Below are 22,724 nucleotides of genomic sequence, written 5' to 3' on the forward strand. Positions count from 1 at the left end.
TTCCCTCGATCGGGTGAACGGCTTCGCATACCTGTCCGCTACATGGCCACCACCCCGCCGCCACCCGTCCGCTACCTGTCCCCGAAGCGGTTTCGAACCGCTCGCGAACCGTCCGCGAGCCGTTCACGTGGCCCGATCGCCGGAACCTCCATGTGCCCTCCCCGTAAGCATTCCGTGACCTAACCAGGCCGACGGCAGGGGTTCACTCCCCGTTCACTTACGGCCTTCGGCGGCTTCACCTGTTCTGCCTAATTTCGGCGTTACCCGGTGCCGAGTGCGGCCAAGAAAAGCGCTCGGACCCAAAGACTTCGCGCGCCGCCGACAGCGGCGGCTCCTGGAAGGAACTTCCGAAAGTGATGCTTCAGCGCAAGAACCGGCTGCGCGCCCTTTCCCTCGGTGCTGTCGCCGTCACCGGCGCCCTGGCCCTGACTGCATGCGGCTCGGACGACAACGGCAACAACAACTCGGGCGGCAAGTCGGCGGCCCCGACCAACGCCAGCTCGATCAAGTGCGACAACGCCAAGGGTCAGCTGCTCGCGGACGGCTCTTCCGCGCAGAAGAACGCGATCGACGCCTGGGTGCAGCAGTTCACCGCCGCCTGCAAGGTGCAGATCAACTACAAGGGCGGCGGCTCCGGCGCCGGTGTGACCGCGTTCACGCAGGGCCAGGTTGCCTTCGCCGGTTCCGACTCCGCGCTGAAGCCCGAAGAGGTCGCGGCCTCCAAGAAGATCTGCTCCGGCGGCCAGGGCATCGACCTCCCGATGGTCGGCGGCCCGATCGCTCTCGGTTACAACGTTCCGGGTGTCGACAACCTGGTCCTGGACGCGCCGACGATCGCGAAGATCTTCGACAGCAAGATCTCCAAGTGGAACGACCCGGCGATCGCCAAGCTGAACCCGGGCGTCAAGCTGCCCGACCTCAAGATCCAGGCGTTCCACCGCTCGGACGAGTCCGGCACCACGGACAACTTCACCAAGTACCTGATCGCCACCACCCCGGCGAACTGGAAGTACTCCGGCGGCAAGGCCTGGCAGGCCAAGGGCGGCCAGTCCGCTCCGCAGTCCGCGGGTGTGGCCCAGCAGGTCAAGCAGACCGCCGGCGCCATCGGCTACTTCGAGCTGTCCTACGTCAAGGACGGCATGAAGGCCGTCTCCATCAACACCGGTGCCAGCAAGCCGGTCGCCCCCAGCTCCGAGAGCGCCACCGCCGACATCGCCGCCGCCAAGGTCGTCGGCACCGGCAAGGACCTGACGCTGAAGCTGGACTACAACACCAAGGCCGAGGGTGCCTACCCGATGACCCTGGTCACGTACGAGATCGTCTGCGACAAGGGCAACAAGGCGGACACCCTGCCCGCCACCAAGGCGTTCCTGCGCTACATCGCCTCCGAGGACGGCCAGAAGATGCTCTCGGGCATCGACTACGCGCCCGTCCCGGCCGACATCAACGCCAAGGTCCGCACCACCATCGAGGGCCTGAGCTGACCTGATCCCGAGTGCGGCCCGGTCCTCACGGCCTCCCCTGAGGACCGGGCCCGCGCCCGTCCGGTGCACCGCCGCCAGGAGCCGCAGCCCTACAGGGCACGCGGCTTCGCAGACCGGAGATCCCAGTGGACATATCTACGAAGACAACCGACGCACCTCCACCCACCCCCCAGCCCGTGGCCAAGCAGAAGGGCGCGGCCCGTGGCACCACCCGGCCCGGTGACCGCATCTTCCTCGGTCTCTCCCGCGGCTCGGGCATCCTGCTGCTGCTGATCATGGCCGCCATCGCGGCCTTCCTCGCCTATCGCGCCTCCCTCGCGATCAGTAAGGACCACGGCAACTTCCTGACCACCTTCGAGTGGAACACCAACCTCCTCGAGCCGACCTTCGGCATCGCGGTGCTGGCCTTCGGCACGATCGTCTCCTCGGTCATCGCCATGGTCCTCGCGGTCCCGGTCGCGGTCGCCATCGCGCTGTTCATCACGCACTACGCACCGCGCCGCATGGCCGGCCCCGTCGCGTACGTGATCGACCTCCTCTCCGCCGTGCCGTCCATCGTGTACGGCCTGTGGGGCGCGCTCGTGCTCGTACCGCACCTGAACGGCCTCTTCGGCTGGCTCAACACCTACTTCGGCTGGACCGGCCTGTTCTCCTGGGACCAGGGCGCCCCGCGCTCGATGCTCACCGTCGGCATCCTGCTCGCGATCATGATCCTGCCGATCATCACCAACGTGAGCCGCGAGGTCTTCCGCCAGGTCCCGCAGATGCACGAGGAGGCGGCCCTGGCCCTCGGCGCCACGCGCTGGGAGGTCATCCGCATGGCCGTCCTGCCCTTCGGCCGCTCCGGCGTGATCTCCGCCTCGATGCTCGGCCTCGGCCGCGCCCTCGGCGAGACCATGGCCGTGGCCACCGTGCTCTCCCCTGACTTCCTCATCCACGCCAGCCTGCTCAACCCGGGCGGCGGCACCTTCGCCCAGAACATCGCCAGCAAGTTCAGCGAGGCGACGGAATTCGGCCGGGACGCGCTGATCGCGTCCGGTCTGATCCTGTTCGTCATCACGCTGGTGGTCAACGGCGCGGCCCGGCTGATCATCGCCCGCCGCGCGGAGTACTCGGGGGCCAACGCATGAGCCACGCAGCCGTCGTCAACGACAAGCGCCCCAGCACGCTGCGCGGCGCCAGCCTGCCCCGCTGGTCGCCGTGGGCGATCGCGGGCGGCTCCCTCGTGCTCGGCATCGGCATCTCGCTGGCCGCCGGCCTGGACAGCAAGGTCCAGTGGGGTCTGATCGCCGCGGTCCTGTTCGTCCTCGGTACGTACGTGATCGCCGCCCGCGTCGAGGGCCGGCGCCAGGCCAAGGACCGCGTCGCCACCAGCCTCGTCTGGGTCGCCTTCCTGATCGCCGTCATCCCGCTGATCTCCCTGATCTGGGTGACCGTCGCGCGCGGTGTGAAGGTGCTCGACCCCTACTTCCTGAGCCACTCCATGGGTGTCGTCGCCGACACCGAGCCGGGCGGCGGCGCCTACGCCGCCATCATCGGCAGCCTGGAGCAGGTCGGCCTCGCCACCCTGATCGGCGCCCCGATCGGCATCCTCACCGCGATCTACCTGGTGGAGTACGGCCGGGGCAAGCTCGCCAAGGTCGTCACCTTCTTCGTCGACGTGATGACCGGTATCCCGTCGATCGTCGCGGGTCTGTTCATCCTCAGCCTCGTGCTGATCATGAACGAGGGGCCCTCCGGCTTCGCCGGCTCCCTCGCGCTGGCCATCCTGATGATGCCGGTCATCGTCCGCTCCACCGAGGAGATGCTCAAGCTCGTCCCGAACGAGCTGCGCGAGGCCTCCCTGGCGCTGGGCGTGCCGAAGTGGCGCACCATCCTGAAGGTGGTCCTGCCGACCTCCATCGGCGGCATCACGACCGGTGTCATGCTGGCCGTGGCCCGTATCGCGGGTGAGACCGCCCCGGTGCTGCTGCTCGTGTTCGGTAACCCGTTCATCAACAACGACCCCTTCCACGGGGCGCAGGCGTCGCTGCCGCTGTACATCTACCAGCAGTTCGCGAACAGTGCGGGTTCCGGCGCGGCGTACGACCGGGCCTGGGCGGCCTCGCTCACGCTGATCGCCTTCGTGATGATCCTCAACCTGGCGGCCCGCGGCATTGCCCGCTGGAAGTCCCCGAAGACCGGTCGCTAAGGCGACACTTTCCGGCTCCGCCGGGCGGGGCCCCTCAGCGACTGAAGACTTTGGAAGTGAAGCAGTAATGGCCAAGCGAATCGACGTAAGCGGACTGACCGCCTACTACGGCTCCCACAAGGCGATCGAGGACATCTCGATGACCGTCGAGCCGCGTTCGGTGACGGCGTTCATCGGCCCCTCCGGCTGCGGCAAGTCGACGTTCCTGCGCACCCTCAACCGCATGCACGAGGTCACCCCGGGTGGCCGCGTCGAGGGCAAGGTGCTCCTGGACGACGAGGACCTGTACGGCGCCGGCATCGACCCGGTGTCGGTGCGCCGCGAGGTCGGCATGGTGTTCCAGCGCCCGAACCCCTTCCCGACGATGTCGATCTACGACAACGTGGCGGCGGGTCTGCGCCTGAACGGCAGCTACAAGAAGAGCGAGCTGAACGACATCGTCGAGCGCTCGCTCAAGGGCGCGAACCTCTGGAACGAGGTCAAGGACCGCCTGAACAAGCCCGGCTCGGGCCTCTCCGGTGGTCAGCAGCAGCGTCTGTGCATCGCGCGGGCGATCGCCGTGGAGCCGAAGGTCCTGCTCATGGACGAGCCCTGCTCGGCCCTGGACCCGATCTCCACCCTCGCCATCGAGGACCTGATCGGCGAGCTGAAGGAGCGCTTCACGATCGTCATCGTGACGCACAACATGCAGCAGGCGGCCCGTGTCTCGGACCGTACGGCGTTCTTCAACCTCGCTGCCGTCGGCCAGCCCGGCCGGCTGATCGAGATCGACGACACGGAGCGCATCTTCTCCAACCCGTCGGTCCAGGCGACGGAGGACTACATCTCCGGCCGCTTCGGCTGATCCCCTGAACCCCTCGCGGTGCTGCATGGCGGTGCCACCGCGAGGACGCAAGAAAGGCCCGCCCCCGGATTCCCGGGGGCGGGCCCGCCGCTTTTCACGGCACGTTCTCAGCTTGTCCCCTACAGCGCGGTGAGCTTCACGACCCCGAAGGCGAGCGCGGCGACAAGCCCGGCGGCCGGCATCGTGATGAACCATCCCAGCACGATGTTCTTGGCCACCCCCCACCGCACGGCGTTGAGCCGCTTCGTCGCCCCGACACCCATGATCGCCGAGGTGATGACATGGGTGGTGGAGATCGGCGCCTTGAACAGATACGCCGTACCGAACATGATCGACGCACCCGTGGCCTCCGCGGCGAACCCCTGCGGCGGATCCAGCTCGATGATCTTCCGTCCCAGTGTCCGCATGATCCGCCAGCCACCGGCGTACGTGCCGAGCGACAGCATCACCGCGGAGACGATCTTCACCCAGACCGGGATCGGGTCGCCGAAGGTCTCGTGGCCGGAAATCACCAGGGCCATCACCACGACACCCATGGTCTTCTGGGCGTCCTGGAGACCGTGTCCGAGGGCCATGCCGGCCGCCGAGACGGTCTGGGCGATGCGGAAGCCCCGCTTGGCCTTGTGCGGGTTGGCGCGGCGGAACATCCACATGATCGCCGTCATGACCAGGTAGCCGCCGAGCAGGCCGACCACCGGCGACAGGAACATCGGGATGATGATCTTGTCGACGACGCCGTTCCAGTGCACGGCCGTGCCGCCCGCCAGGGCCGCGCCCACCAGGCCGCCGAACAGCGCGTGGGAGGACGAGGAAGGCAGGCCGAAGTACCAGGTGGCGAGGTTCCAGACGATCGCGCCGACCAGGGCGGCGAACAGGATGCCCATCCCGTGCGAGCCCGCGGGCGTCTCGATCAGGCCCTCGCTGACGGTCTTGGCGACCCCGGAGCCCAGGAAGGCGCCGGCGAGGTTCATCACGGCGGCCATCGCGAGGGCGGCGCGCGGGGTCAGCGCCCGCGTCGACACCGAGGTGGCGATCGCGTTCGCGGAGTCGTGGAAACCGTTGGTGTACGTGAAGAAGAGCGCGACCAGGATGGTCACGACAAGGGCGAAGGTGTCCATCGACGCCTCAGGACTCCTTGACGGCGATGGTCTCCACCGTGTTCGCCACGTGCTCGAACGCGTCCGCCGCCTCTTCCAGGACGTCCACGATCTGCTTGAGCTTCAGCACCTCGATCGCGTCGTACTTGCCGTTGAAGAGGTGGGCCAGCAGCTTGCGGTGTATCTGGTCCGCCTGGTTCTCCAGCCGGTTGACCTCGATCCAGTACTCGGTGAGGTTCTCCATCGTGCGCAGGTGCGGCATGGCCTCGGCGGTCAGCTCGGCCGCGCGCGCGAGAACCTCGATCTGCTGCTCGACGCCCTTGGGCAGTTCCTCGATGTTGTAGAGGACGACCAGGTCGACGGCCTCCTCCATGAAGTCCATGATGTCGTCGAGGGACGACGCGAGGGAGTAGATGTCCTCGCGGTCGAAGGGCGTGATGAAAGAGGAGTTCAGCTGGTGGAAGATCGCGTGCGTGGCGTCGTCACCTGCGTGTTCCGCGGCCCGCATACGCTCTGCGATCTCGGCTCGGCCGGAGGCGTCCGCCCCGAGCAGTTCCATCAGGAGCTTCGAGCCCGTGACGATGTTGTCCGCGGATGCGGCGAACATGTCGTAGAAGCTCGTCTCCCTGGGGGTCAGACGAAAGCGCACAAGGGGTCCTCGGGGTGCATCGGTTTCGGTCAGGCTGATGCTAGGCGCATCATCCGGCCACGGCTATCGGGCCGTCCCCCAGTGTCGCCCATCAGGCAGATTGATCAGTACGGGGGCGGACCAAGGGCCCCATACCCAGCAAAGTTCGCTACCATATACCCGCCTGGGGTATATGCAGGCTCGTCCGGAGAACAGGGAGGCCCGTGATGACGGCGACCGAGGCCCACGCGACCACGCACGGTTACCACAAGCAGAAGGACGAGCACCTCAAGCGGCTGCGCCGGATCGAGGGGCAGATCCGCGGGCTGCAGCGCATGGTCGACGAGGACACCTACTGCATCGACATACTGACGCAGGTTTCGGCCTCGACGAAGGCCCTGCAGTCCTTCGCCATGCAGCTGCTGGAGGAGCACCTGCGGCACTGTGTCGCGGACGCGGCCCTCAAGGGCGGTGACGAGATCGACGCGAAGGTGGACGAGGCGACGAAGGCGATCGGCCGCCTGCTGCGCTCCTGAGAGCGTTTACAGCGCCTCATAGGGGTCTCCCGGGGACCCTGGGGCGGTCTCCCGTTCCTCGGCCACCCGCAGCACCTCGTCGATGCTTTCCAGACTCAGGCGTTCCTCGGCGGCCGAGGCCGCGATGATCAGCTCCCCGCACAGCTCGATCTCGGCGAGAGCCACGTGGTCCTGGACCGCCGTACCGCCTGCCCGAGCCACGTGCCTCACCTCTTCTCCGCCGCCACCGACCTCCTAGGGTAGGCAGGGCTCTGCACACCGCGCATGGCACGGACGGGCTAGTCGGGGGTGACGGCACTGACTAGTTTCCGTCCTCGGTGATCCGGCCCGCGTAGATGTCCTGGGGGCGCGGCAGGAGTACGTCGACGGAGGCGCCGAAGCCGTACAGCAGCGTGGTCGAGGCGACCGCCACCGCGGTCTTCTGGCGGCCGTTGACGAAGCTGAAGTGTTGTCTGAGCTTGCGGATGCGGCCCTGGTCGTCGAGGTAGGCGTCGAACGGAACCTCGGTCGTGGCGAACCCTTTCGCCGCCGCCGCGAGGGAGGCCCGCACGTCCGCGGGCGCGCCGCGGGCCGCGAGGGCCAGGTCAGCCGTCCCCCGGTAGTGCCGCACCTCGGTCCCGCCCAGCTCGGTCGTGCCGAGGTACGTCGCCTCACGCGTCCCGCGCAGCACCTCGGCCGCCGCGTACGGGTCGGTGACGCCGCCGGTCACCAGGTTGCCGTCGGACAGGGCCGCCGTCTCCACCCGCACCCATTTGTCGGCGGGCACCCCGGCGCCCCGGTTCTTCATGAACAGCGCGCCCGGGGCGAGGAGTTCGGTGATGGGCCGGTGCCGCGAGGCACCCGTCGGGTCCTCGGGCAGTACGACGGTGAGCCGGCCGAGCCGGCGCCGGTAGTCGTAGACGCCCTGGCCGCGGATGGTGACCCGGGTGCCGCCCGTCGCCATCTCCATGGACGTGCTGGCCTTGGAACTGCCCGCGCCGGAGAGCGTGCCGACGGCCCGGTGCAGGACGGCGACCGGGTCGCCGCCGGGCCCGCTCACGCCCGCCGCGGCGGCCCCGCTGTTCGAACAGCCCGTGGCGGTCGCGCCGAGCCCTGCCATGGTCGCCATGATCCCCACCGCGACGACCGTTCTGCCCGCGTGCCTGTGCTGCCGCCGATCCATCGCCTGTCTACCCCCAGCCGGTGCGTCCGTGGGCGCCCTGTCGTTCCGGTTAACGACGGGTAGGGGGCGCCGTCACGCGTTGCGCGGGGACGCGCGGAAGCCGGGGGAGGTGAGGGGAGGCCGTAGGAACGCTTTGGCCGCGGGCTGGGTACCGTTGTCGGTGTGAGACAGGAGGACGGGCCGCAGCGGGTCCGGCAAGGGCAGGAACACCTCACTACGACGACCGAACGGGGCCGCTTCTGCGTGGCCAGCTGCATCTGCGGCTGGCGCGGACCGGCCCGCCGGGCCCGCAGCCAGGCCAGGACGGACGCTGCGGATCACACAGCGGGCCTGTGAGGCACCAGCGCGTCCACCAGGTCCCGGTCGCGGGGCTGGGTGAGCCGCTCGCGGGCCGCGGCGGGGGAGAGCCACAGGATCCGGTCGACCTCGGCGTTCGGCGTGAAGTGGCCGGAAACCGCCTCGGCCGCCCAGTAACGCACCTGCTTCGGGCGGCCGTTGGCCACATAGTGCATGGCCGGCAGCTCGGCGCCGGGGGCGGCGGTGTACCCGGTCTCCTCGGTCACCTCGCGCAGCGCGCCCGCGAGCGCGTCCTCGCCCCGCTTGAGCTTGCCCTTCGGGTGGGACCAGTCGTCGTACCTGGGCCGGTGGACCAGGCAGACCTCCAGGTCGCCCGAGACCGGGGAGCGGCGCCACAGCACGCAGCCCGCCGCCCGGACCAAGGTGTCCTTCACACCGCCTCCTCGGGAGGGTTCAGGGTGCGCTGACCGTCTGCTTGAGCCACGCCTGCTGGAAGCCGAACCGGGCCGCCTCCACCTCGTGCCGCTGGTCGGCGTGGAGCACGCCGAGGGCGTACGCCGTGGCCGGGGCGATGCGGGGTGTCCGGGCCGCCTGTGCCGCCGCCGCTGCCGCCTCCGAGGCGTCCCGGTGCTGGTTCAGCGCCTGGCCGGCCGTCAGCAGCCGTACGTCCACGGGCGCGTCGCCCCCGTGCAGGGCCTCGACGGCGTAGCGGTGCAGGCGCAGCAGCAGCCGGACCTGGTGCCAGGGGCCGTCCTGCGGGTGCGGGGAGAGGTCCGGGGACAGGCCGTGGATCAGGGCCTCCGCGTTGTAGGGGTGCCCGGCGGTGATCAGCGGCAGGGTGCCGATGGCGTCCGTGAGGCGCTCCTCGGCCGCGGCGGCCAGGGGACGCAGGTCCGTGGTGACCGCGGCCGGGGTCAGGGGCACCTCGCTGGCGAGTACGGCGACCTTGTCGGCGACGGCGTGAAAGCGGGAGGAGCCGAGGGCCTGGAGCGCGGTGGAGTGGGCACGGGTCCGGGCGAGGGTGAGCTGGCGTTCGAGCAAGGCGCCCGCTTTGGCCGCGCCTACGGTCAGGTTGCCGCGCTCTGTGGTTGCCGTCGGGCGGGTCGGGCCGCCGGTGTTCGACACCGTGGCCTGCGCCGGGATCACCGCCGCCCCCGAAAGCCTGTGCAGCGCCAGCAACAGCCGTTCCAGCCGGGCCTCGTACGCGTGCTCAAGGCCCAACGTGCCCGAGAGCCAGGCAAGTTCGGGGCGCATTTCCTCGGACCAGTCGGGGTCCAGGAGGGGGCGGAAGGTGTGCAGGCTGCCGCTGATGCGGCGGGCCGAGCGGCGCAGTGCCCGGGCCGCGTCGACGGCCTCCTTTGCGCTGCCGGCGGCGTTGCCGCCGGACTCCCCGTGCAGGCGCAGCGCGCGCAGGAACTCCGTGGCCTGCGCGCGCAGATAGCCCGCCAGGGCGTCCCCCATGGCCACTCTGGCCGGGGGGTCCGTCGGGTCAAGGTGTTGCATTGCCACGCCGGCGCCTCCGGGCGTCTATGAGCATCTCCTGAACGTTGCGCAGGGGCTGTCCGTCCGCGTCGGTCGCGTGCCGGGTCCACTCGCCGTCGGGGCCGAGGTGCCAGGAGGCGGTGGATTCGGACATGCCGGTGTCGAGCAGCCGGTTCAGGGCCGCCCGGTGGCCGGGGTCGACGACCCGGACCAGGGCCTCTATCCGGCGGTCGAGGTTGCGGTGCATCATGTCGGCGCTGCCTATCCACACCTCGGGTTCGCCGCCGTTGCCGAAGGCGAAGACCCGGGAGTGTTCGAGGAAGCGGCCGAGGATCGAGCGGACCCGGATGTTCTCCGACAGGCCCGCGACGCCCGGGCGGACGGCGCAGATGCCGCGCACCCAGATGTCGACCGGCACGCCCGCCTGGGACGCCCGGTAGCAGGCGTCGATGGTCGCCTCGTCGACCATCGAGTTGACCTTGATGCGGACGAAGGCCGGGCGGCCCGCGCGGTGGTGCTGGATCTCCTTGTGGATCCGCGAGATCAGGCCGTCCCGCAGGGACTTGGGGGCGACCAGGAGCCGGCGGTAGGTCTCCCGGCGGGAGTAGCCGGAGAGGCGGTTGAAGAGGTCGGAGAGGTCCGCGCCGACCTGCGGGTCGGCGGTGAGCAGGCCGAGGTCCTCGTACAGGCGGGCCGTCTTCGGGTGGTAGTTGCCGGTGCCGACGTGGCTGTAGCGGCGCAGCGTCTCGCCCTCCTGGCGGACCACCAGGGACAGCTTGCAGTGGGTCTTCAGACCGACCAGGCCGTACACGACGTGGCAGCCGGCCTCCTCCAGCCGCTTCGCCCACTTGATGTTCGCGTGCTCGTCGAAGCGCGCCTTGATCTCGACCAGCACGAGGACCTGCTTGCCGGCCTCGGCGGCGTCGATGAGCGCGTTGACTATGGGGGAGTCGCCGGAGGTCCGGTACAGGGTCTGCTTGATCGCGAGGACGTCCGGGTCCTCGGCCGCCTGCTCGACGAAGGCCTGCACGGACGTCGAGAAGGAGTCGTACGGGTGGTGCAGCAGGACGTCCCGGCTGCGCAGGGCGGCGAAGATGTCGGGCGCGGAGGCCGACTCGACCTCGGCGAGGTCGCGGTGGGTGCCCGCGACGAACTTCGGGTACTTCAGCTCGAGGCGGTCGATGCCGGCGATGCGGAAGAGACCGGTGAGGTCCAGGGGGCCCGGCAGCGGGTACACCTCGGCCTCGGAGATCTTCAGCTCGCGCACCAGCAGGTCGAGCACCTCGCGGTCGATGGACTCCTCGACCTCCAGGCGCACCGGCGGCCCGAAGCGGCGCCGCATGAGCTCCTTCTCCAGGGCCTGGAGCAGGTTCTCGGCGTCGTCCTCCTCGACCTCCAGGTCCTCGTTCCGGGTCAGGCGGAAGGCGTGGTGCTCGACCACCTCCATGCCCGGGAACAGCTCCTCCAGGTGCGCGGCGATGACGTCCTCCAGCGGGACGTACCGGCCGGGCGCGGCCTCCAGGAAGCGGGACAGCAGCGGCGGCACCTTCACGCGGGCGAAGTGCTTGTGGCCGCTCACCGGGTTGCGTACGACGACGGCCAGGTTCAGGGACAGGCCGGAGATGTACGGGAAGGGGTGCGCGGGGTCCACGGCCAGCGGGGTGAGGACCGGGAAGATCTGGTGCCTGAAGAGCGTGAAGAGGCGGGCCTGCTCCTTCTCGGTCAGCTCGTTCCAGCGGACCAGGTGGATGCCCTCCTCCGCGAGCGCGGGGGCGACGTCCTCGTGGTAGCAGGCGGCGTGCCGGGCCATCAGCTCGCGCGAGCGGGCCCAGATCATCTCCAGGACCTCGCGGGGCTGCAGGCCGGAGGCCGACCGGGTGGCGACCCCGGTCGCGATGCGGCGCTTCAGACCGGCCACCCGGACCATGAAGAACTCGTCCAGGTTGCTGGCGAAGATCGCCAGGAAGTTGGCGCGCTCCAGCAGGGGCGTGTTCGGGTCCTCGGCGAGCTCCAGGACACGCTCGTTGAAGGCGAGCCAGCTGCGCTCCCGGTCGAGGAACCGGCCGTGCGGCAGCGGTGCCCCTTCGCCGTGCGATTCCTCGTACGTGTCGAGGTCGGCGTCGATGTCGGGTTCCAGGTCGGAGACGACGGCGGCCACCGTGTGGGGGCGGTGCGCGGCGATGGAGCCCACGGAGGGCTGGGCGTGCTGGACCTCTGCCTGGGTGTCTGACTGGCTCATATACCCATTGTTCCGCGCCCAGGGCGTGACGGGCGCGTCGGAACGTGCGGGCGGGAGCGTCACTGCCCCGTTCCCCGCTGGCCCCTCGGGGGGCGGCGAAGGCTCTGGCACGGCGGGCTTCATTGGCCGAGCGTCGCAAGGTCGTCTGAATCAACGGTTACGGAGACATGACGTGCGGGATAGCGCGGAGCGGCCCCCGGGCGTATCTACCGCCCCGAGTGGATCACTGCGGCGGGATTTCCGGGGGCCGGAGGGTCACCGTGGGTGTGCAGCGGGCTGCTCCAGGTGAGTGAACGTCTCACGTTTCGGTGCGGTACATCAGGTCCGTCTCGTGGACCGTGAAGCCCAGCCGCTCGTACACCGACACGGCCGCCTTGTTGTCGGCGTCGACGTAGAGCATCACCGTCGCAAGGCCGAGACCGGCCAGATGGCGCAGCCCGATCGTGGTCAGCGCCTTGCCGAGGCCGCCGCCCTGCTCGCCCGGCAGGACCCCGAGGACGTACACCTCGCCGAGGCCCTCCGCCGCGTGCACCTTCGTCCAGTGGAAGCCGACCAGCTCCCCGTCCCGCTCGGCGAGGAAGAAGCCGGCCGGGTCGAACCATGGCTCGGCCTTGCGGTCGTCCAGGTCGCGCTGGGTCAGCGAGCCCTGCTCGGGGTGGTGGGCGAAGGCCGCCGCGTTCACCACGAGCCAGGCCGCGTCGTCCTTGCCGGGCACGAAGGTGCGGACGGTCACGCCCGCGGGCAGTACCGGGTCGGGCAGCTGCAGATCGGTCAACGGCCGCCGCATCTGGCGCAGTTCGCGGAACAGGGTCAGGCCCAGCACCTGGGCGAGGTGGCGGGCCGCGGAGTGCCCGCCGTGCGCCCACACCCGCAGCCGCTTGCCGGAGGCGGCGAGCAGCGCCGCGCCGAGCGCCCGGCCGTGCCCGTGTCCGCGGTGCCCGGGGTGGACGACCAGTTCGGCGGCCGGTGCCTCCACCGGGTCGGTGTCCTCCAGCTGTGCGTAGCCGACGAGTTCGCCGTCGATGGTCAGCAGCAGGTGCGAGACGCCCTCGCGCGGTGCCCCGCGCAGTTGCAGCCGCCCCTGTTCGGAGACCGGCTGCTGCCCGTCGACCCGGGCGGCCTCCGCGAGCAGTTCGCCCACGGCCTCGGCCTGGCTCGGCGTGAGTTCGGTGTAGGTCTCGATGGCACGGGAGGGGAAGGGCCGCACGGCGTCGTCGCTACTCATGCGTACGAGGGTACGACCAGCCCCCGACGGAGGGGCCGACATCGACCGCCCCGCGTCAGCCGGTCCGCGTAGGCCGCCCCGCGTCGGTCGGTCCGTGTCGGTCGGTCCGTGTCGGCCGTTCCCCGTCAGTCCTTCCGGCGGCGGTCGAACCAGATCGTGGCCGCTGTCGGCACCAGGCCCGCCCAGAAGATGAACTGCGGCACCGTCCGCGCCGTCCACGGCACCTGAGTGAGCAGCAGGGCGCAGAGCATGGCCCAGGCGGCCTGCCCCAGGACGATCCGCGGCCAGCGGCGACGGCGGATCAGGGAGCGCAGGTTGTACTGGACCCCGGTGCGCAGTCGCCGGTAGCGCAGCAGGGCGCCCACGGCCCAGATGGCCGCGAACGGGACGAGCGTCCACAGGCGTTGGGCCAGGGCAACCGGCAGCTCGCGCTGGACGTGGCCCTCGGTGGCGAACAGGTCGAGCATGGCGCCGGCCAGGCCCACGCACAGCAGGGCGAGCCAGCGCACCCCGCGCAGCAGCCGGTAGGAGGCGTCGTCCAGGCCCTGCAACATGGACGCCGACTCCGGGGCGGCGGCGAGGGCATCCGCGTAGAGGGTGGCGGCCTCGGCGGCCTTCACACCCGGCGCGGCGGCGGCCTTCTCGGTGCGCCGGGCCAGGGCCTGCTGGTGCATCGGGTCGAGGCGGAGGATGGCCTCGTCCATCATGTCGGCGACCGTCCGGTTGCCCGCCATGTCGGCGATCAGCCAGGCAGTCTCGTACGCCTGCACCTCCTCGGGCCCCAGCCGGATGGCCTCCTGGGCCAGCTCGCCGGCTTCCTGGAGGGCGGCGTCCATGGCGTGCCGGGGGACCTCCCCGCCGTTCGCCTGCCCGGCGGCGATGAACCTGATCCGCCACAGCCAGTTCGCGAGCAGCGCGTACCCGTACCAGTACTCCGGCGCGAGACGGATGACCTCCCGCAGCACGCCCTCGGTCTCCGGGAACCGGCCGACCTGGCGCAGGGCACTTGCGCGCGTGAGGAGCGCGCCGATGTCCTCGGGGTCGAGCGCGAGCGCCCGCTCGACCGCCTCCAGGGCCTCGGCCCCCTCCCGCTCGCCGATCAGGCGGGCGCGGGCGAGCTTGGCCCAGGCGCGGATGTCGTCCGGGTCCTCGGCGAGCCGCTGCCCGAGCAGCGCCTTGGCCTCGTCGAGGCGATCCAGCTGGATGAGCGCCTCGGCCTTTTCCACGGCGGGGTGCAGGGCGGTCACAGCTTGCGCCTCTTCTTCAGGTAGGTGATCAGGTCGTCGTACATGCCGCCCTCGTTGGCGAACATCGCCACGTTCCGGGCGGCGGCGAACCACGGTTCGCTCGACGGGGGGACTTCCTTCGCCGCGGCCAGGAGGTCCTTCATGCCGATCATGCGGACGGTGCCGGTGCGGGCCGAGTCGAGCAGCGCGCGTTCGGACGCCGCCTCGCACACATGGGCCAGGTCGGCGCCGGACAGGCCCTCGGTGACCTTGGCGAGCTTGGCCAGGTCGACGTTCTCGATGGGGCGCTCGCGCAGGTGGTAGTGGAGGATCGCCTCACGGGCCGCGGCGTCCGGCGGCAGCACGAGCAGGGTGCGGTCCAGGCGGCCGGGCCGGCGCAGGGCGTTGTCGACGTCCCAGGGCACGTTGGTGGCGGCCAGCACGAAGACGCCCTCGTTCGCCGCGGAGTCGACGCCGTCCAGCTCGGTCAGCAGCTGGTTGACGGTGTTGCGCATCCCGCTGTGCGCGGTACGGCTGCGCTTGGCGCCGAGCGCGTCCAGCTCGTCGAGGAAGATCACGCAGGGGGCCTGGCGGCGGGCGGTCTGGAAGATCTGGTGCATGTTGCGCTCGGAGTTGCCGATCCACATGTCGAGCACGTCGTTGACCGACACGGAGAGGAAGGACGCCCCGAGTTCCCCGGCGACGGCCCGCGCGATGAACGTCTTCCCGCAGCCGGGCGGCCCGTACAGCAGCAGGCCGCCGCGCAGGCTCTTGCCGTACAGCTTGCGCAGCTCGGGGTTGCGCAGCGGGGCGAGGAAGGCGGCCTCCAGCCGGTCCTTCACCTCCTGCATGCCGCCGACGTCCGCGAGCCGTACGCCGCCGGGGTGCTCCACGTCCCACGCCTCGGCGTCCCCGGGGTCACCCTCGCCGTCCGCCCGCAGCGGAGCCTCCGCCTCGACGAAGCGGGGCGGTACGACGTCCCCGACCTGCTGCTCGGCGGCCCGCCAGTCGAACCCGCCGCGCGCCTGGGCGGGCTGCTGCACCGCGGGCTGCTGCACGGCAGGAGGGGCCGGCTGCTGGGGCACCCCCATGGCCCGTGCCATGAGTTGCCGTGCCTTCTCGTCCCCGGGCGCGTGCTGCAGCGCGACGGCCACCTCGGCGACGGCGGCATCGGGCCGGCCCTCGTCCAGGAGGAGTTCGGCCAGGTGCAGTCGGAGCGGCACATCGGCGGGCGCGGCCTCAACTGCCGTGCGCAGGCTCTGTATCAGCGGGGATTCTCCGGGCATGGCCATACCCTACGGAACCCCACTGACAGAGCTTCAGGCCGTCTCCTGCGGAGCCGTCGGGGTCCCCGGCAGCCGTACGGTCACCAGCGTGCCGCCGCCGTCCGCGCGGGTCACGGTGACCGTGCCGCCCGCCTGCTGGACCGAACGCGCCACGATGGACAGGCCCAGGCCCGAGCCCGGCAGGGCGCGGGCGCTCGGGGAGCGCCAGAAGCGGTCGAAGACGTGCGGGAGTTCGTCCTCGGCGATGCCCGGACCGTGGTCGCGGACGGTCAGGACGCCCTTGCGCAGCTCGACCTCGACCGTGCCGCCCTCAGGGCTGAACTTCACCGCGTTGTCGAGGGTGTTGACGATGGCCCGCTCCAGCGCGGAGGGCTCCGCCTGGACGAACCACGGCTCCACGTCGGCCGTGATCGTCAGCTCCGGTCCGCGCAGCCGTGCGCGGCGCAGGGCGGCCTCCACGGTGTCCTGGAAGGAGACCACCTGGACGCGCTCGCCGCGCTGCCCCTCCGAGCGGGACAGCTCCTGAAGATCGCCGATCAGCGCGGACAGCTCCGCCATCTGCGCCGTCACCGAGGCCAGCAGGGCCTTGCGGTCCTCCGGCGGGAGCGGGCGGCCGGTCTCCTCACTGCGGGTGAGCAGCTCCAGGTTCGTCCGAAGCGAGGTGAGAGGAGTGCGCAGCTCGTGGCCGGCGTCCGCGATCAGCTGCTGCTGGAGGTCGCGGGAGCTGGCCAGGGCGGTGGTCATCGAGTTGAAGGAGCGCGAGAGCCGCGCCACCTCGTCCTCGCTGTCGTCCTCGACGGGGATGCGGATGGTCAGGTCCTCGGTCCGGGCCACGTGCTCCACGGCCTCGGTGAGCTTGTCGACCGGGCGGAGGCCCGCCCGCGCCACCGCCAGGCCCGCGGCGCCCGCTCCCACGACTCCGACGCCGGAGACGAGGAGGAGGATCAGGGCGAGGTCCTTGAGGGTCTTCTCGGTGTCCTTGAGCGACAGGGACACCAGGACGGCGACGCCCGGGTACGGCTCGATCGCGGGGGTCACTCCCACGCCGCCCACCGGGACGGCCGTGATCATCACCCGGACGTCGTTGCCCTTGCTGTCGGTGCTGTTGTGGAAGATGTGGTCGCGGAGGGTGGGGTTCCTCGCCGCGTTCCGGTCCGTGGCCGTCACGTTCACCGAGACGCCCTCGGAGTTCGACACGACGCAGGTCCGGCCGTCCGCCGTCACGACCTGGAGGAAGACGAGGGAGGGGCGGCCGTCCGTGTCCTGGGGGTTCTGGGGACACGCCGCCACCAGCGCGGCCACCTCGTCGGCGGTCAGCGTCCGGCTGCCGATGCCCGACAGGCGGTCGTCGGCCTGCTTGTACAGCTTGCCCTGCACGATGAACCAGCAGGTGACCGAGACGGCCGCCACCGCGAACGCCACCGCCGCCGCGACCAGCACCGCCAGCCGTGCCCGGATGGGGAGCGCCCGGTAGCGGCGCACCAGCTTCTTCACTCGGCGCCGCCCTGGCGGAGCACGTACCCGACGCCCCGCACGGTGTGCACGAGGCGCGGCTCGCCGCCCGACTCGGTCTTGCGGCGCAGGTACATGACGTAGACGTCCAGCGAGTTGGACGAGGGCTCGAAGTCGAAGCCCCACACGGCCTTCAGGATCTGCTCGCGGGTGAGCACCTGGCGCGGGTGCGCGAGGAACATCTCCAGCAACGTGAACTCCGTACGGGTCAGCTCCACCGGCCGCCCGCCCCGGGTGACCTCGCGGGTGGCGAGGTCCATGCGCAGGTCGGCGAAGCTGAGCCCCTCGTCCTGCCCGGCCTCGGCGGAGACGGCCCCCGCGTAGTTGCTGCGGCGCAGCAGCGCGCGGATACGGGCGAACAGCTCGTCCAGCTCGAACGGCTTGACCAGGTAGTCGTCCGCCCCTGCGTCGAGTCCGGTGACCCGGTCGCCGACCGTGTCGCGGGCCGTGAGCATCAGTATCGGGGTGGTGTCCCCGGTGCCCCGGATCCGCCGGGCCGCCGTCAGGCCGTCCATGCGGGGCATCTGGATGTCCAGCACGACCAGGTCCGGGCGGTACGCGGTCGCCTTCTCCAGCGCGTCCGCGCCGTCGACGGCGACCTGCGTGTCGTACCCCTCGAAGGCGAGGCTGCGCTGCAGCGCTTCGCGTACGGCGGGCTCGTCGTCCACGATCAGGATGCGCTGGGCGTCACGGTCGCCTTCGGCGGGGCTCATCGGTGGCGGTTCCTCGGGGTGGGATGGGGTGGGGGTGCGGTGGGGAAGCGGTGTGGATGCGGTGCGTGGGTGTCTCTCAGCGTCGCACGTTTCGGGGCCGGGAGGCGCGCTCACACCCGGACCGGACGCCTCTCATGCCCCGACGGTCGTCAGGCCGGTGACCGCGGTCAGGCGCTTGAGCGGCACCTTGCGGCGGTGGGTGCGCGCGGCCGGGGTGCGCAGGCCCATCAGCTGGGGGACCGGGACTTCCAGGAGCGGGAACGGGTCGAGCTCCGGTTCCGGGACCCGGACGGGGCGGAACGGGGTGGCGGGCGCGTGCAGCTCGTACGCCACGTCCAGGGCCAGGGTGACGACGGCCGGACCGGTGCCGGTGGCCTGGTGGGATACCTGCTTGATCATGACGTACTCCCTGCCGACTTGCTGGCTTCCTGATGGAGACCGGGGGTGGGTGAGGAGAGGGGATCAGTTGGTGGCGCCCGACCGCAGCTTGGCCAGGTCGGACTTGACGGTGTTGACCGGGATGGCGAAGCCGAGGCCGATGCTGCCCGCGTCCGAGGACGAGGACTGCTGCGAACCCGACGAGTACATCGCGGAGTTGATGCCGATGACGGCACCGCTCGCGTCGATCAGCGCACCGCCGGAGTTGCCGGGGTTGAGCGAGGCGTCCGTCTGGATCGCCTTGTACGTCGTCGTGGACGAACCGGTGTCGCCGTTGAACTGCCGGCCGCCGAACTGGAACGGCCACTGGCCGTCGCCGTCCTGGTTCTGCCCCTGGTTCTCGTCCGTGGAGACGGTGACGTCCCGGTCGAGCGCGGAGACGATGCCGCTGGTGACGGTGCCGGTCAGGCCCTCGGGGGAGCCGATCGCCACGACCGAGTCGCCGACCTGGACGCCGTTCGAGTTGCCGAGCGCGGCCGGCTTGAGGCCGGAGGCGCCCTTCAGCTTGATCAGCGCGAGGTCCTTGGAGCTGTCGGTGCCGACGAGTTCGGCGGTGTAGCTCCTGCCGTCGCTGGTGCGCGCCTTGATGGCGGTGGCACCGGAGATGACGTGGTTGTTGGTGACGATCTCGCCGTCACGGCTGATGACCACGCCGGAGCCGGTGGAGGAGCCGTTGTCCAGGGTCGCGTTGATCTCGACCACGCTCGGGGTGACCGCGGAGGCGATCGCGGCGACGTTGCCCTTCTTGCCCGAGGGCACCACGTTCGTGGTGGCCCCGGCGGAGGAGACCGGGTCCTTGGTCAGTTCCTCGAACAGGTACGCCGTGCCGCCGCCGACCGCAGCCGCGACGATCGCGACCGCCGCGAGGAGGCTGATCGAACCACGGGTGCGCTTCTTGTGACGGGTGGGTTCCGGACCCGCCGGAGCCGCGAAGGGCAGGCCGTGCTGCACGGGCTGCGCCGGCTGTCCGGGCTGGACGGGCTGTCCGGGCTGGACGGGCTCGTATGAGGGCGGCGGAGGCCACTCGGGGTTCACGGTCATGCCATTCAATATGTCCCGTGACCATGAGAGCTTCCTGAGTGCCCGCTGAGAAGCCCGACAGAAGCGCGTTTGCCCCACATAAAGACGCTCGGCGCCGCTGTGGGGTCGCTCAGTGCACGCAGCCGCAGCTCGTGCGGACCGCCAGCCGGGACGGGAACGTCTTCAGCCGCTCGCGCCGGGAGCCCGCCACCCGCAGCCCGTCGTCCAGGACGAGGTCGACCGCGGCCCGGGCCATCGCCGAGCGGTCCGAGGCGACCGTGGTCAGCGGCGGGTCGGCGAACGCCGCCTCCTTGATGTCGTCGAAGCCGGCCACCGCCAGCTCCCCGGGCACGTCGATGCGCAGCTCGCGCGCGGCCCGCAGCAGGCCGATGGCCTGGTCGTCGGTGGAGCAGAAGACCGCGGGCGGCCGGTTCGGCCCGGACAGCAGCTCCAGGGCCACGAGGTAGGCGTCGTAGCGGTTGTACGGCGCCTCGAAGAGCCGGCCCTCGGTGGGCAGGCCCGCCTCCTCCATGGCCCGCTTCCAGCCCTCGACGTGGTCGGAGACCGGGTCGCCCACGGCCGGCGTCTCCGCCGTACCGCCCATACAGGCGACGTACTCGTGGCCGTGCTCCAGCAGGTGGCGTACGGCGAGCTGGGCGCCGCCCAGGTCGTCCGTGACGACGGCGACGTCGTCGATGGCCTCGGGCCGCTCGTGCAGCAGCACCACCCGGGCGTCCCAGGCGTCGATCTCGGCGGCGGCGAGGTCGTTCAGCGCGTGCGAGACGAGGATCAGGCCGGAGACCCGCATACCGAGGAACGCGCGCAGGTAGTGGACCTCGCGTTCGCCGACGTAATCGGTGTTGCCGACGAGGACCATCTTTCCGCGCTCGGCGGCGGCCTGCTCGACCGCGTGCGCCATCTCCCCGAAGAAGGGCTGGCGGGCGTCCGGGATGATCAGGCCTATGAGGTCCGTGCGCCGGGACGCCATCGCCTGGGCGACCCGGTCCGGCCGGTACCCCAGTTCCTTGATCGCCGCGAGGACACGCTCGCGCGTGGCCGGGGCGACCGGCCGGGGTCCGTTGTTGATGACATAACTGACGACGGCGGTGGAGGTTCCCGCCAGCCGTGCCACATCATCCCGAGTCACCTTGGCCACGCGCGGAGTCTACGCGGATGGACCCACTCTGGGCAGGGCGTATCAAAGCCTGGATATGCGATCGCAATGCTCCGACCGGGGGACGGCCGCGCTCCGGATGTGCCGTCGCTAGGCGTCCGCGTGGGCGTCGGCGGCGTCCAGGGCGGCCGATCCGTCCCTGTCGTCCACATTCGCCCGCCCCGCCCTGGCCTTGGCGTCCTCGCCGCCCCGGTCGCCCTTCTCGGGTGTAACGAATCGATAACCGACGTTGCGGACGGTGCCGATCAGCGACTCGTGCTCCGGGCCGAGCTTGGCGCGCAGCCGCCGTACGTGGACGTCGACCGTCCGGGTGCCGCCGAAGTAGTCGTAGCCCCACACCTCCTGCAGCAGCTGGGCGCGGGTGAAGACCCGGCCCGGGTGCTGGGCGAGGTACTTCAGCAGCTCGAACTCCTTGAAGGTGAGGTCGAGGACCCGCCCCTTGAGCTTCGCGCTGTAGGTCGCCTCGTCCACCGACAGATCGCCGTTGCGGATCTCCATCGGGGAGTCGTCGCTGACGATCTGCTGCCGCCCCATGGCCAGGCGCAGCCGCGCCTCGACCTCGGCGGGACCGGCGGTGTCGAGCAGGACGTCGTCGATGCCCCAGTCGGCGGTGACGGCGGCGAGGCCGCCCTCGGTGACGACGAGGATGAGCGGGCAGCCGGGCCCGGTGGAGCGCAGCAGCTGGCACAGGCTGCGCACCTGGGGCAGGTCGCGGCGGCCGTCGACCAGGATGACGTCGGCGCCCGGGGTGTCGACCAGTGCGGGGCCCTCGGCGGGGGCGACCCGCACGTTGTGCAGGAGCAGGCCGAGCGCGGGCAGCACTTCGGCCGACGGCTGGAGAGCGTTGGTCAGCAGCAGCAGAGAACTCATACGTCTGGTTCCTCCTCGGTCCCTGCGAGGACATGGCGTCGGTGCGGCACTGCTCTGCGATCCCGGGGCGCTTCGTATACAACGCTTCCGAAAGCACAAAAGGACCCGGGGGCTACGCTGCCCGAGTCCTCTGCCCAGCAGAATAGCCCACATGAGCAACGGTCCGGCAGGTCGTGTGGCGCGTTCCACCGTAAGTCCATATCCCGAGACGCGCAGGCCTGCGTCTATCCGGACGTATCTGCGCACAGCCGACGGAATTCCGATTGATTCCGTATACAACCCGGGCTCGGCTGTATACGAAACGCATTCGGATGTGGATGTGTTCGTGATCGCTCACGGCTTCACCGGATGCGTGGACCGGCCGCATGTTCGACGGGTGGCCAGCGTCCTCGCCCGTTACGGCGCCGTCGTCACCTTCTCCTTCCGCGGCCACGGGGCCTCCGGCGGCCGGTCCACGGTCGGCGACCGGGAGGTGCTGGACCTCGCCGCCGCGGTGGAGTGGGCGCGCGGCTTCGGGCACGCGCGGGTGGTGACCGTGGGCTTCTCCATGGGCGGCTCGGTGGTGCTGCGGCACGCGGCCCTCAACCCCGGCGCGGTCGACGCGGTGGTCTCGGTCAGCGCCCCCGCCCGCTGGTACTACCGGGGGACGGCCCCCATGCGCCGCCTGCACTGGCTGGTCACCCGCCCCGAGGGCCGCCTGGTGGGCCGCTACGGCCTGCGCACCCGCATCCACCACCGTGAGTGGGACCCCATCCCGCTCTCTCCGGTGGAGTCGGTCCCGAAGATCGCCCCGACCCCGCTGCTGATCATCCACGGCGACCGTGACGGCTACTTCCCCCTCGATCACCCGCGCATGCTGGCCGAGGCGGCCGGTGACCACGGCGAACTGTGGCTGGAGCCGGGCATGGGCCACGCCGAGCACGCGGCCGAGGACGCGCTCGTCGCCCGGATCGGGGACTGGGCGGTGTCGAGGGCGGACTAACCTGACCCCGAACTGTCTTTGAGTTTCTTCACTGTCTTCTTGCCGCCGATTGAGGAATGAGATGCCCAAGGTCACGGTGCGCTACTGGGCCGCCGCCAAGGCCGCGGCCGGGGTCGCCGAGGAGCCGTACGAAGCGGCCACGCTCGCCGACGCGCTCGCCGCCGTGCGCGAGCGACACCCCGGTGAACTCACCAGCGTGCTCCAGCGTTGCTCCTTCCTCATCGACGGTGACCCCGTCGGGACCCGCGCGCATGAGACGGTACGGCTGGCCGAGGGCGGCACGGTCGAGGTGCTCCCGCCGTTCGCAGGAGGGTGAGC

The 22,724-nt window shown here is 70.7% G+C and carries 23 protein-coding genes; 7 read left to right on the forward strand and 16 right to left on the reverse strand.

Going from position 1 to position 22,724, the window contains the following annotated elements; genetic code table 11:
* Positions 1 to 353 precede the first annotated feature (353 nt).
* The 4 genes from pstS (at position 354) to pstB (ending at position 4,519) form a co-directional block, all read left to right on the forward strand.
* Complete coding sequence (gene pstS, locus ACWD35_RS08795; RefSeq protein WP_451350454.1) at positions 354 to 1,484, forward strand: phosphate ABC transporter substrate-binding protein PstS; 1,131 nt, start codon at positions 354 to 356, stop codon at positions 1,482 to 1,484.
* 125 nt (positions 1,485 to 1,609) lie between these two features.
* Positions 1,610 to 2,614: a phosphate ABC transporter permease subunit PstC gene (pstC, locus tag ACWD35_RS08800; RefSeq protein WP_451350455.1), complete on the forward strand. Its 1,005-nt coding sequence runs from the start codon at positions 1,610 to 1,612 to the stop codon at positions 2,612 to 2,614.
* On the forward strand, positions 2,611 to 3,675 hold the full coding sequence (pstA, locus tag ACWD35_RS08805; protein WP_451350456.1) for a phosphate ABC transporter permease PstA: 1,065 nt from the start codon (positions 2,611 to 2,613) through the stop codon (positions 3,673 to 3,675). Before pstC ends, pstA begins: the two co-directional genes overlap by 4 nt.
* A gap of 67 nt (positions 3,676 to 3,742) precedes the next feature.
* A complete protein-coding gene (gene pstB, locus ACWD35_RS08810) occupies positions 3,743 to 4,519 on the forward strand; it encodes a phosphate ABC transporter ATP-binding protein PstB (RefSeq protein ID WP_451350457.1) in 777 nt (258 codons plus the stop codon).
* 119 nt (positions 4,520 to 4,638) lie between these two features.
* Here pstB and ACWD35_RS08815 read toward each other — a convergent pair whose 3' ends face one another.
* Positions 4,639 to 5,637, reverse strand: a complete 999-nt coding sequence (locus tag ACWD35_RS08815) for an anion permease (RefSeq protein ID WP_451350458.1) — start codon at positions 5,635 to 5,637, stop codon at positions 4,639 to 4,641.
* Between the two features lie 7 nt (positions 5,638 to 5,644).
* Complete coding sequence (locus ACWD35_RS08820; RefSeq protein ID WP_451350459.1) at positions 5,645 to 6,265, reverse strand: DUF47 domain-containing protein; 621 nt, start codon at positions 6,263 to 6,265, stop codon at positions 5,645 to 5,647.
* A gap of 206 nt (positions 6,266 to 6,471) precedes the next feature.
* On the opposite strand from ACWD35_RS08820, the gene ACWD35_RS08825 reads away from it, so the two are divergent.
* Complete coding sequence (locus tag ACWD35_RS08825; RefSeq protein WP_451350460.1) at positions 6,472 to 6,780, forward strand: metal-sensitive transcriptional regulator; 309 nt, start codon at positions 6,472 to 6,474, stop codon at positions 6,778 to 6,780.
* 6 nt (positions 6,781 to 6,786) lie between these two features.
* Here ACWD35_RS08825 and ACWD35_RS08830 read toward each other — a convergent pair whose 3' ends face one another.
* The 14 genes from ACWD35_RS08830 to ACWD35_RS08895 all read right to left on the reverse strand — a co-directional run bounded on the left by ACWD35_RS08830 (position 6,787) and on the right by ACWD35_RS08895 (position 21,424).
* A complete protein-coding gene (locus ACWD35_RS08830; RefSeq protein WP_451350461.1) occupies positions 6,787 to 6,990 on the reverse strand; it encodes a hypothetical protein in 204 nt (67 codons plus the stop codon).
* A gap of 91 nt (positions 6,991 to 7,081) precedes the next feature.
* Positions 7,082 to 7,888, reverse strand: a complete 807-nt coding sequence (locus tag ACWD35_RS08835; RefSeq protein ID WP_451350462.1) for a hypothetical protein — start codon at positions 7,886 to 7,888, stop codon at positions 7,082 to 7,084.
* Between the two features lie 371 nt (positions 7,889 to 8,259).
* Positions 8,260 to 8,673 carry an NUDIX hydrolase gene (locus ACWD35_RS08840; RefSeq protein WP_451350463.1) on the reverse strand — a complete coding sequence of 138 codons (414 nt, stop codon included), beginning with the start codon at positions 8,671 to 8,673 and terminating at the stop codon, positions 8,260 to 8,262.
* A gap of 19 nt (positions 8,674 to 8,692) precedes the next feature.
* Positions 8,693 to 9,748 (reverse strand): CHAD domain-containing protein, encoded by a 1,056-nt coding sequence (locus ACWD35_RS08845; RefSeq protein ID WP_451350464.1) that lies wholly within the window; start codon positions 9,746 to 9,748, stop codon positions 8,693 to 8,695.
* Positions 9,729 to 12,083, reverse strand: coding sequence for an RNA degradosome polyphosphate kinase (locus ACWD35_RS08850; RefSeq protein ID WP_451350465.1), 2,355 nt, complete (start codon positions 12,081 to 12,083; stop codon positions 9,729 to 9,731). The genes ACWD35_RS08845 and ACWD35_RS08850 overlap by 20 nt, the downstream gene beginning before the upstream one ends.
* Positions 12,084 to 12,258: 175 nt before the next feature.
* Positions 12,259 to 13,185 carry a mycothiol synthase gene (mshD, locus tag ACWD35_RS08855; RefSeq protein WP_451350466.1) on the reverse strand — a complete coding sequence of 309 codons (927 nt, stop codon included), beginning with the start codon at positions 13,183 to 13,185 and terminating at the stop codon, positions 12,259 to 12,261.
* 125 nt (positions 13,186 to 13,310) lie between these two features.
* Positions 13,311 to 14,432: a tetratricopeptide repeat protein gene (locus ACWD35_RS08860; protein ID WP_451350467.1), complete on the reverse strand. Its 1,122-nt coding sequence runs from the start codon at positions 14,430 to 14,432 to the stop codon at positions 13,311 to 13,313.
* Positions 14,429 to 15,697, reverse strand: coding sequence for an ATP-binding protein (locus tag ACWD35_RS08865; RefSeq protein ID WP_451350468.1), 1,269 nt, complete (start codon positions 15,695 to 15,697; stop codon positions 14,429 to 14,431). Before ACWD35_RS08865 ends, ACWD35_RS08860 begins: the two co-directional genes overlap by 4 nt.
* A 33-nt stretch (positions 15,698 to 15,730) precedes the next feature.
* The gene (locus ACWD35_RS08870; protein ID WP_451350469.1) at positions 15,731 to 17,191 is read right to left on the reverse strand and encodes a sensor histidine kinase; all 1,461 of its coding nucleotides are present in this window, start codon (positions 17,189 to 17,191) and stop codon (positions 15,731 to 15,733) included.
* Positions 17,188 to 17,922 (reverse strand): response regulator transcription factor, encoded by a 735-nt coding sequence (locus ACWD35_RS08875; protein WP_451350470.1) that lies wholly within the window; start codon positions 17,920 to 17,922, stop codon positions 17,188 to 17,190. Before ACWD35_RS08875 ends, ACWD35_RS08870 begins: the two co-directional genes overlap by 4 nt.
* A gap of 132 nt (positions 17,923 to 18,054) precedes the next feature.
* Entirely contained in the window at positions 18,055 to 18,321 is a 267-nt protein-coding gene (locus ACWD35_RS08880; RefSeq protein WP_451350471.1) for a hypothetical protein, read from the reverse strand.
* 63 nt (positions 18,322 to 18,384) lie between these two features.
* The gene (locus ACWD35_RS08885) at positions 18,385 to 19,401 is read right to left on the reverse strand and encodes a S1C family serine protease (protein WP_451350472.1); all 1,017 of its coding nucleotides are present in this window, start codon (positions 19,399 to 19,401) and stop codon (positions 18,385 to 18,387) included.
* 109 nt (positions 19,402 to 19,510) lie between these two features.
* Positions 19,511 to 20,536 (reverse strand): LacI family DNA-binding transcriptional regulator, encoded by a 1,026-nt coding sequence (locus ACWD35_RS08890; protein ID WP_451350473.1) that lies wholly within the window; start codon positions 20,534 to 20,536, stop codon positions 19,511 to 19,513.
* 108 nt (positions 20,537 to 20,644) lie between these two features.
* Positions 20,645 to 21,424: a response regulator transcription factor gene (locus ACWD35_RS08895; protein WP_451350474.1), complete on the reverse strand. Its 780-nt coding sequence runs from the start codon at positions 21,422 to 21,424 to the stop codon at positions 20,645 to 20,647.
* 151 nt (positions 21,425 to 21,575) lie between these two features.
* Between ACWD35_RS08895 and ACWD35_RS08900 the strand changes: the two genes are divergently transcribed.
* Positions 21,576 to 22,406 carry an alpha/beta hydrolase gene (locus ACWD35_RS08900; RefSeq protein WP_451350475.1) on the forward strand — a complete coding sequence of 277 codons (831 nt, stop codon included), beginning with the start codon at positions 21,576 to 21,578 and terminating at the stop codon, positions 22,404 to 22,406.
* Positions 22,407 to 22,467: 61 nt separating this feature from the next.
* The gene (locus tag ACWD35_RS08905; RefSeq protein ID WP_451350476.1) at positions 22,468 to 22,722 is read left to right on the forward strand and encodes a MoaD/ThiS family protein; all 255 of its coding nucleotides are present in this window, start codon (positions 22,468 to 22,470) and stop codon (positions 22,720 to 22,722) included.
* Positions 22,723 to 22,724: the final 2 nt, after the last annotated feature.

This window comes from Streptomyces sp. NPDC002671, from assembly GCF_053592475.1.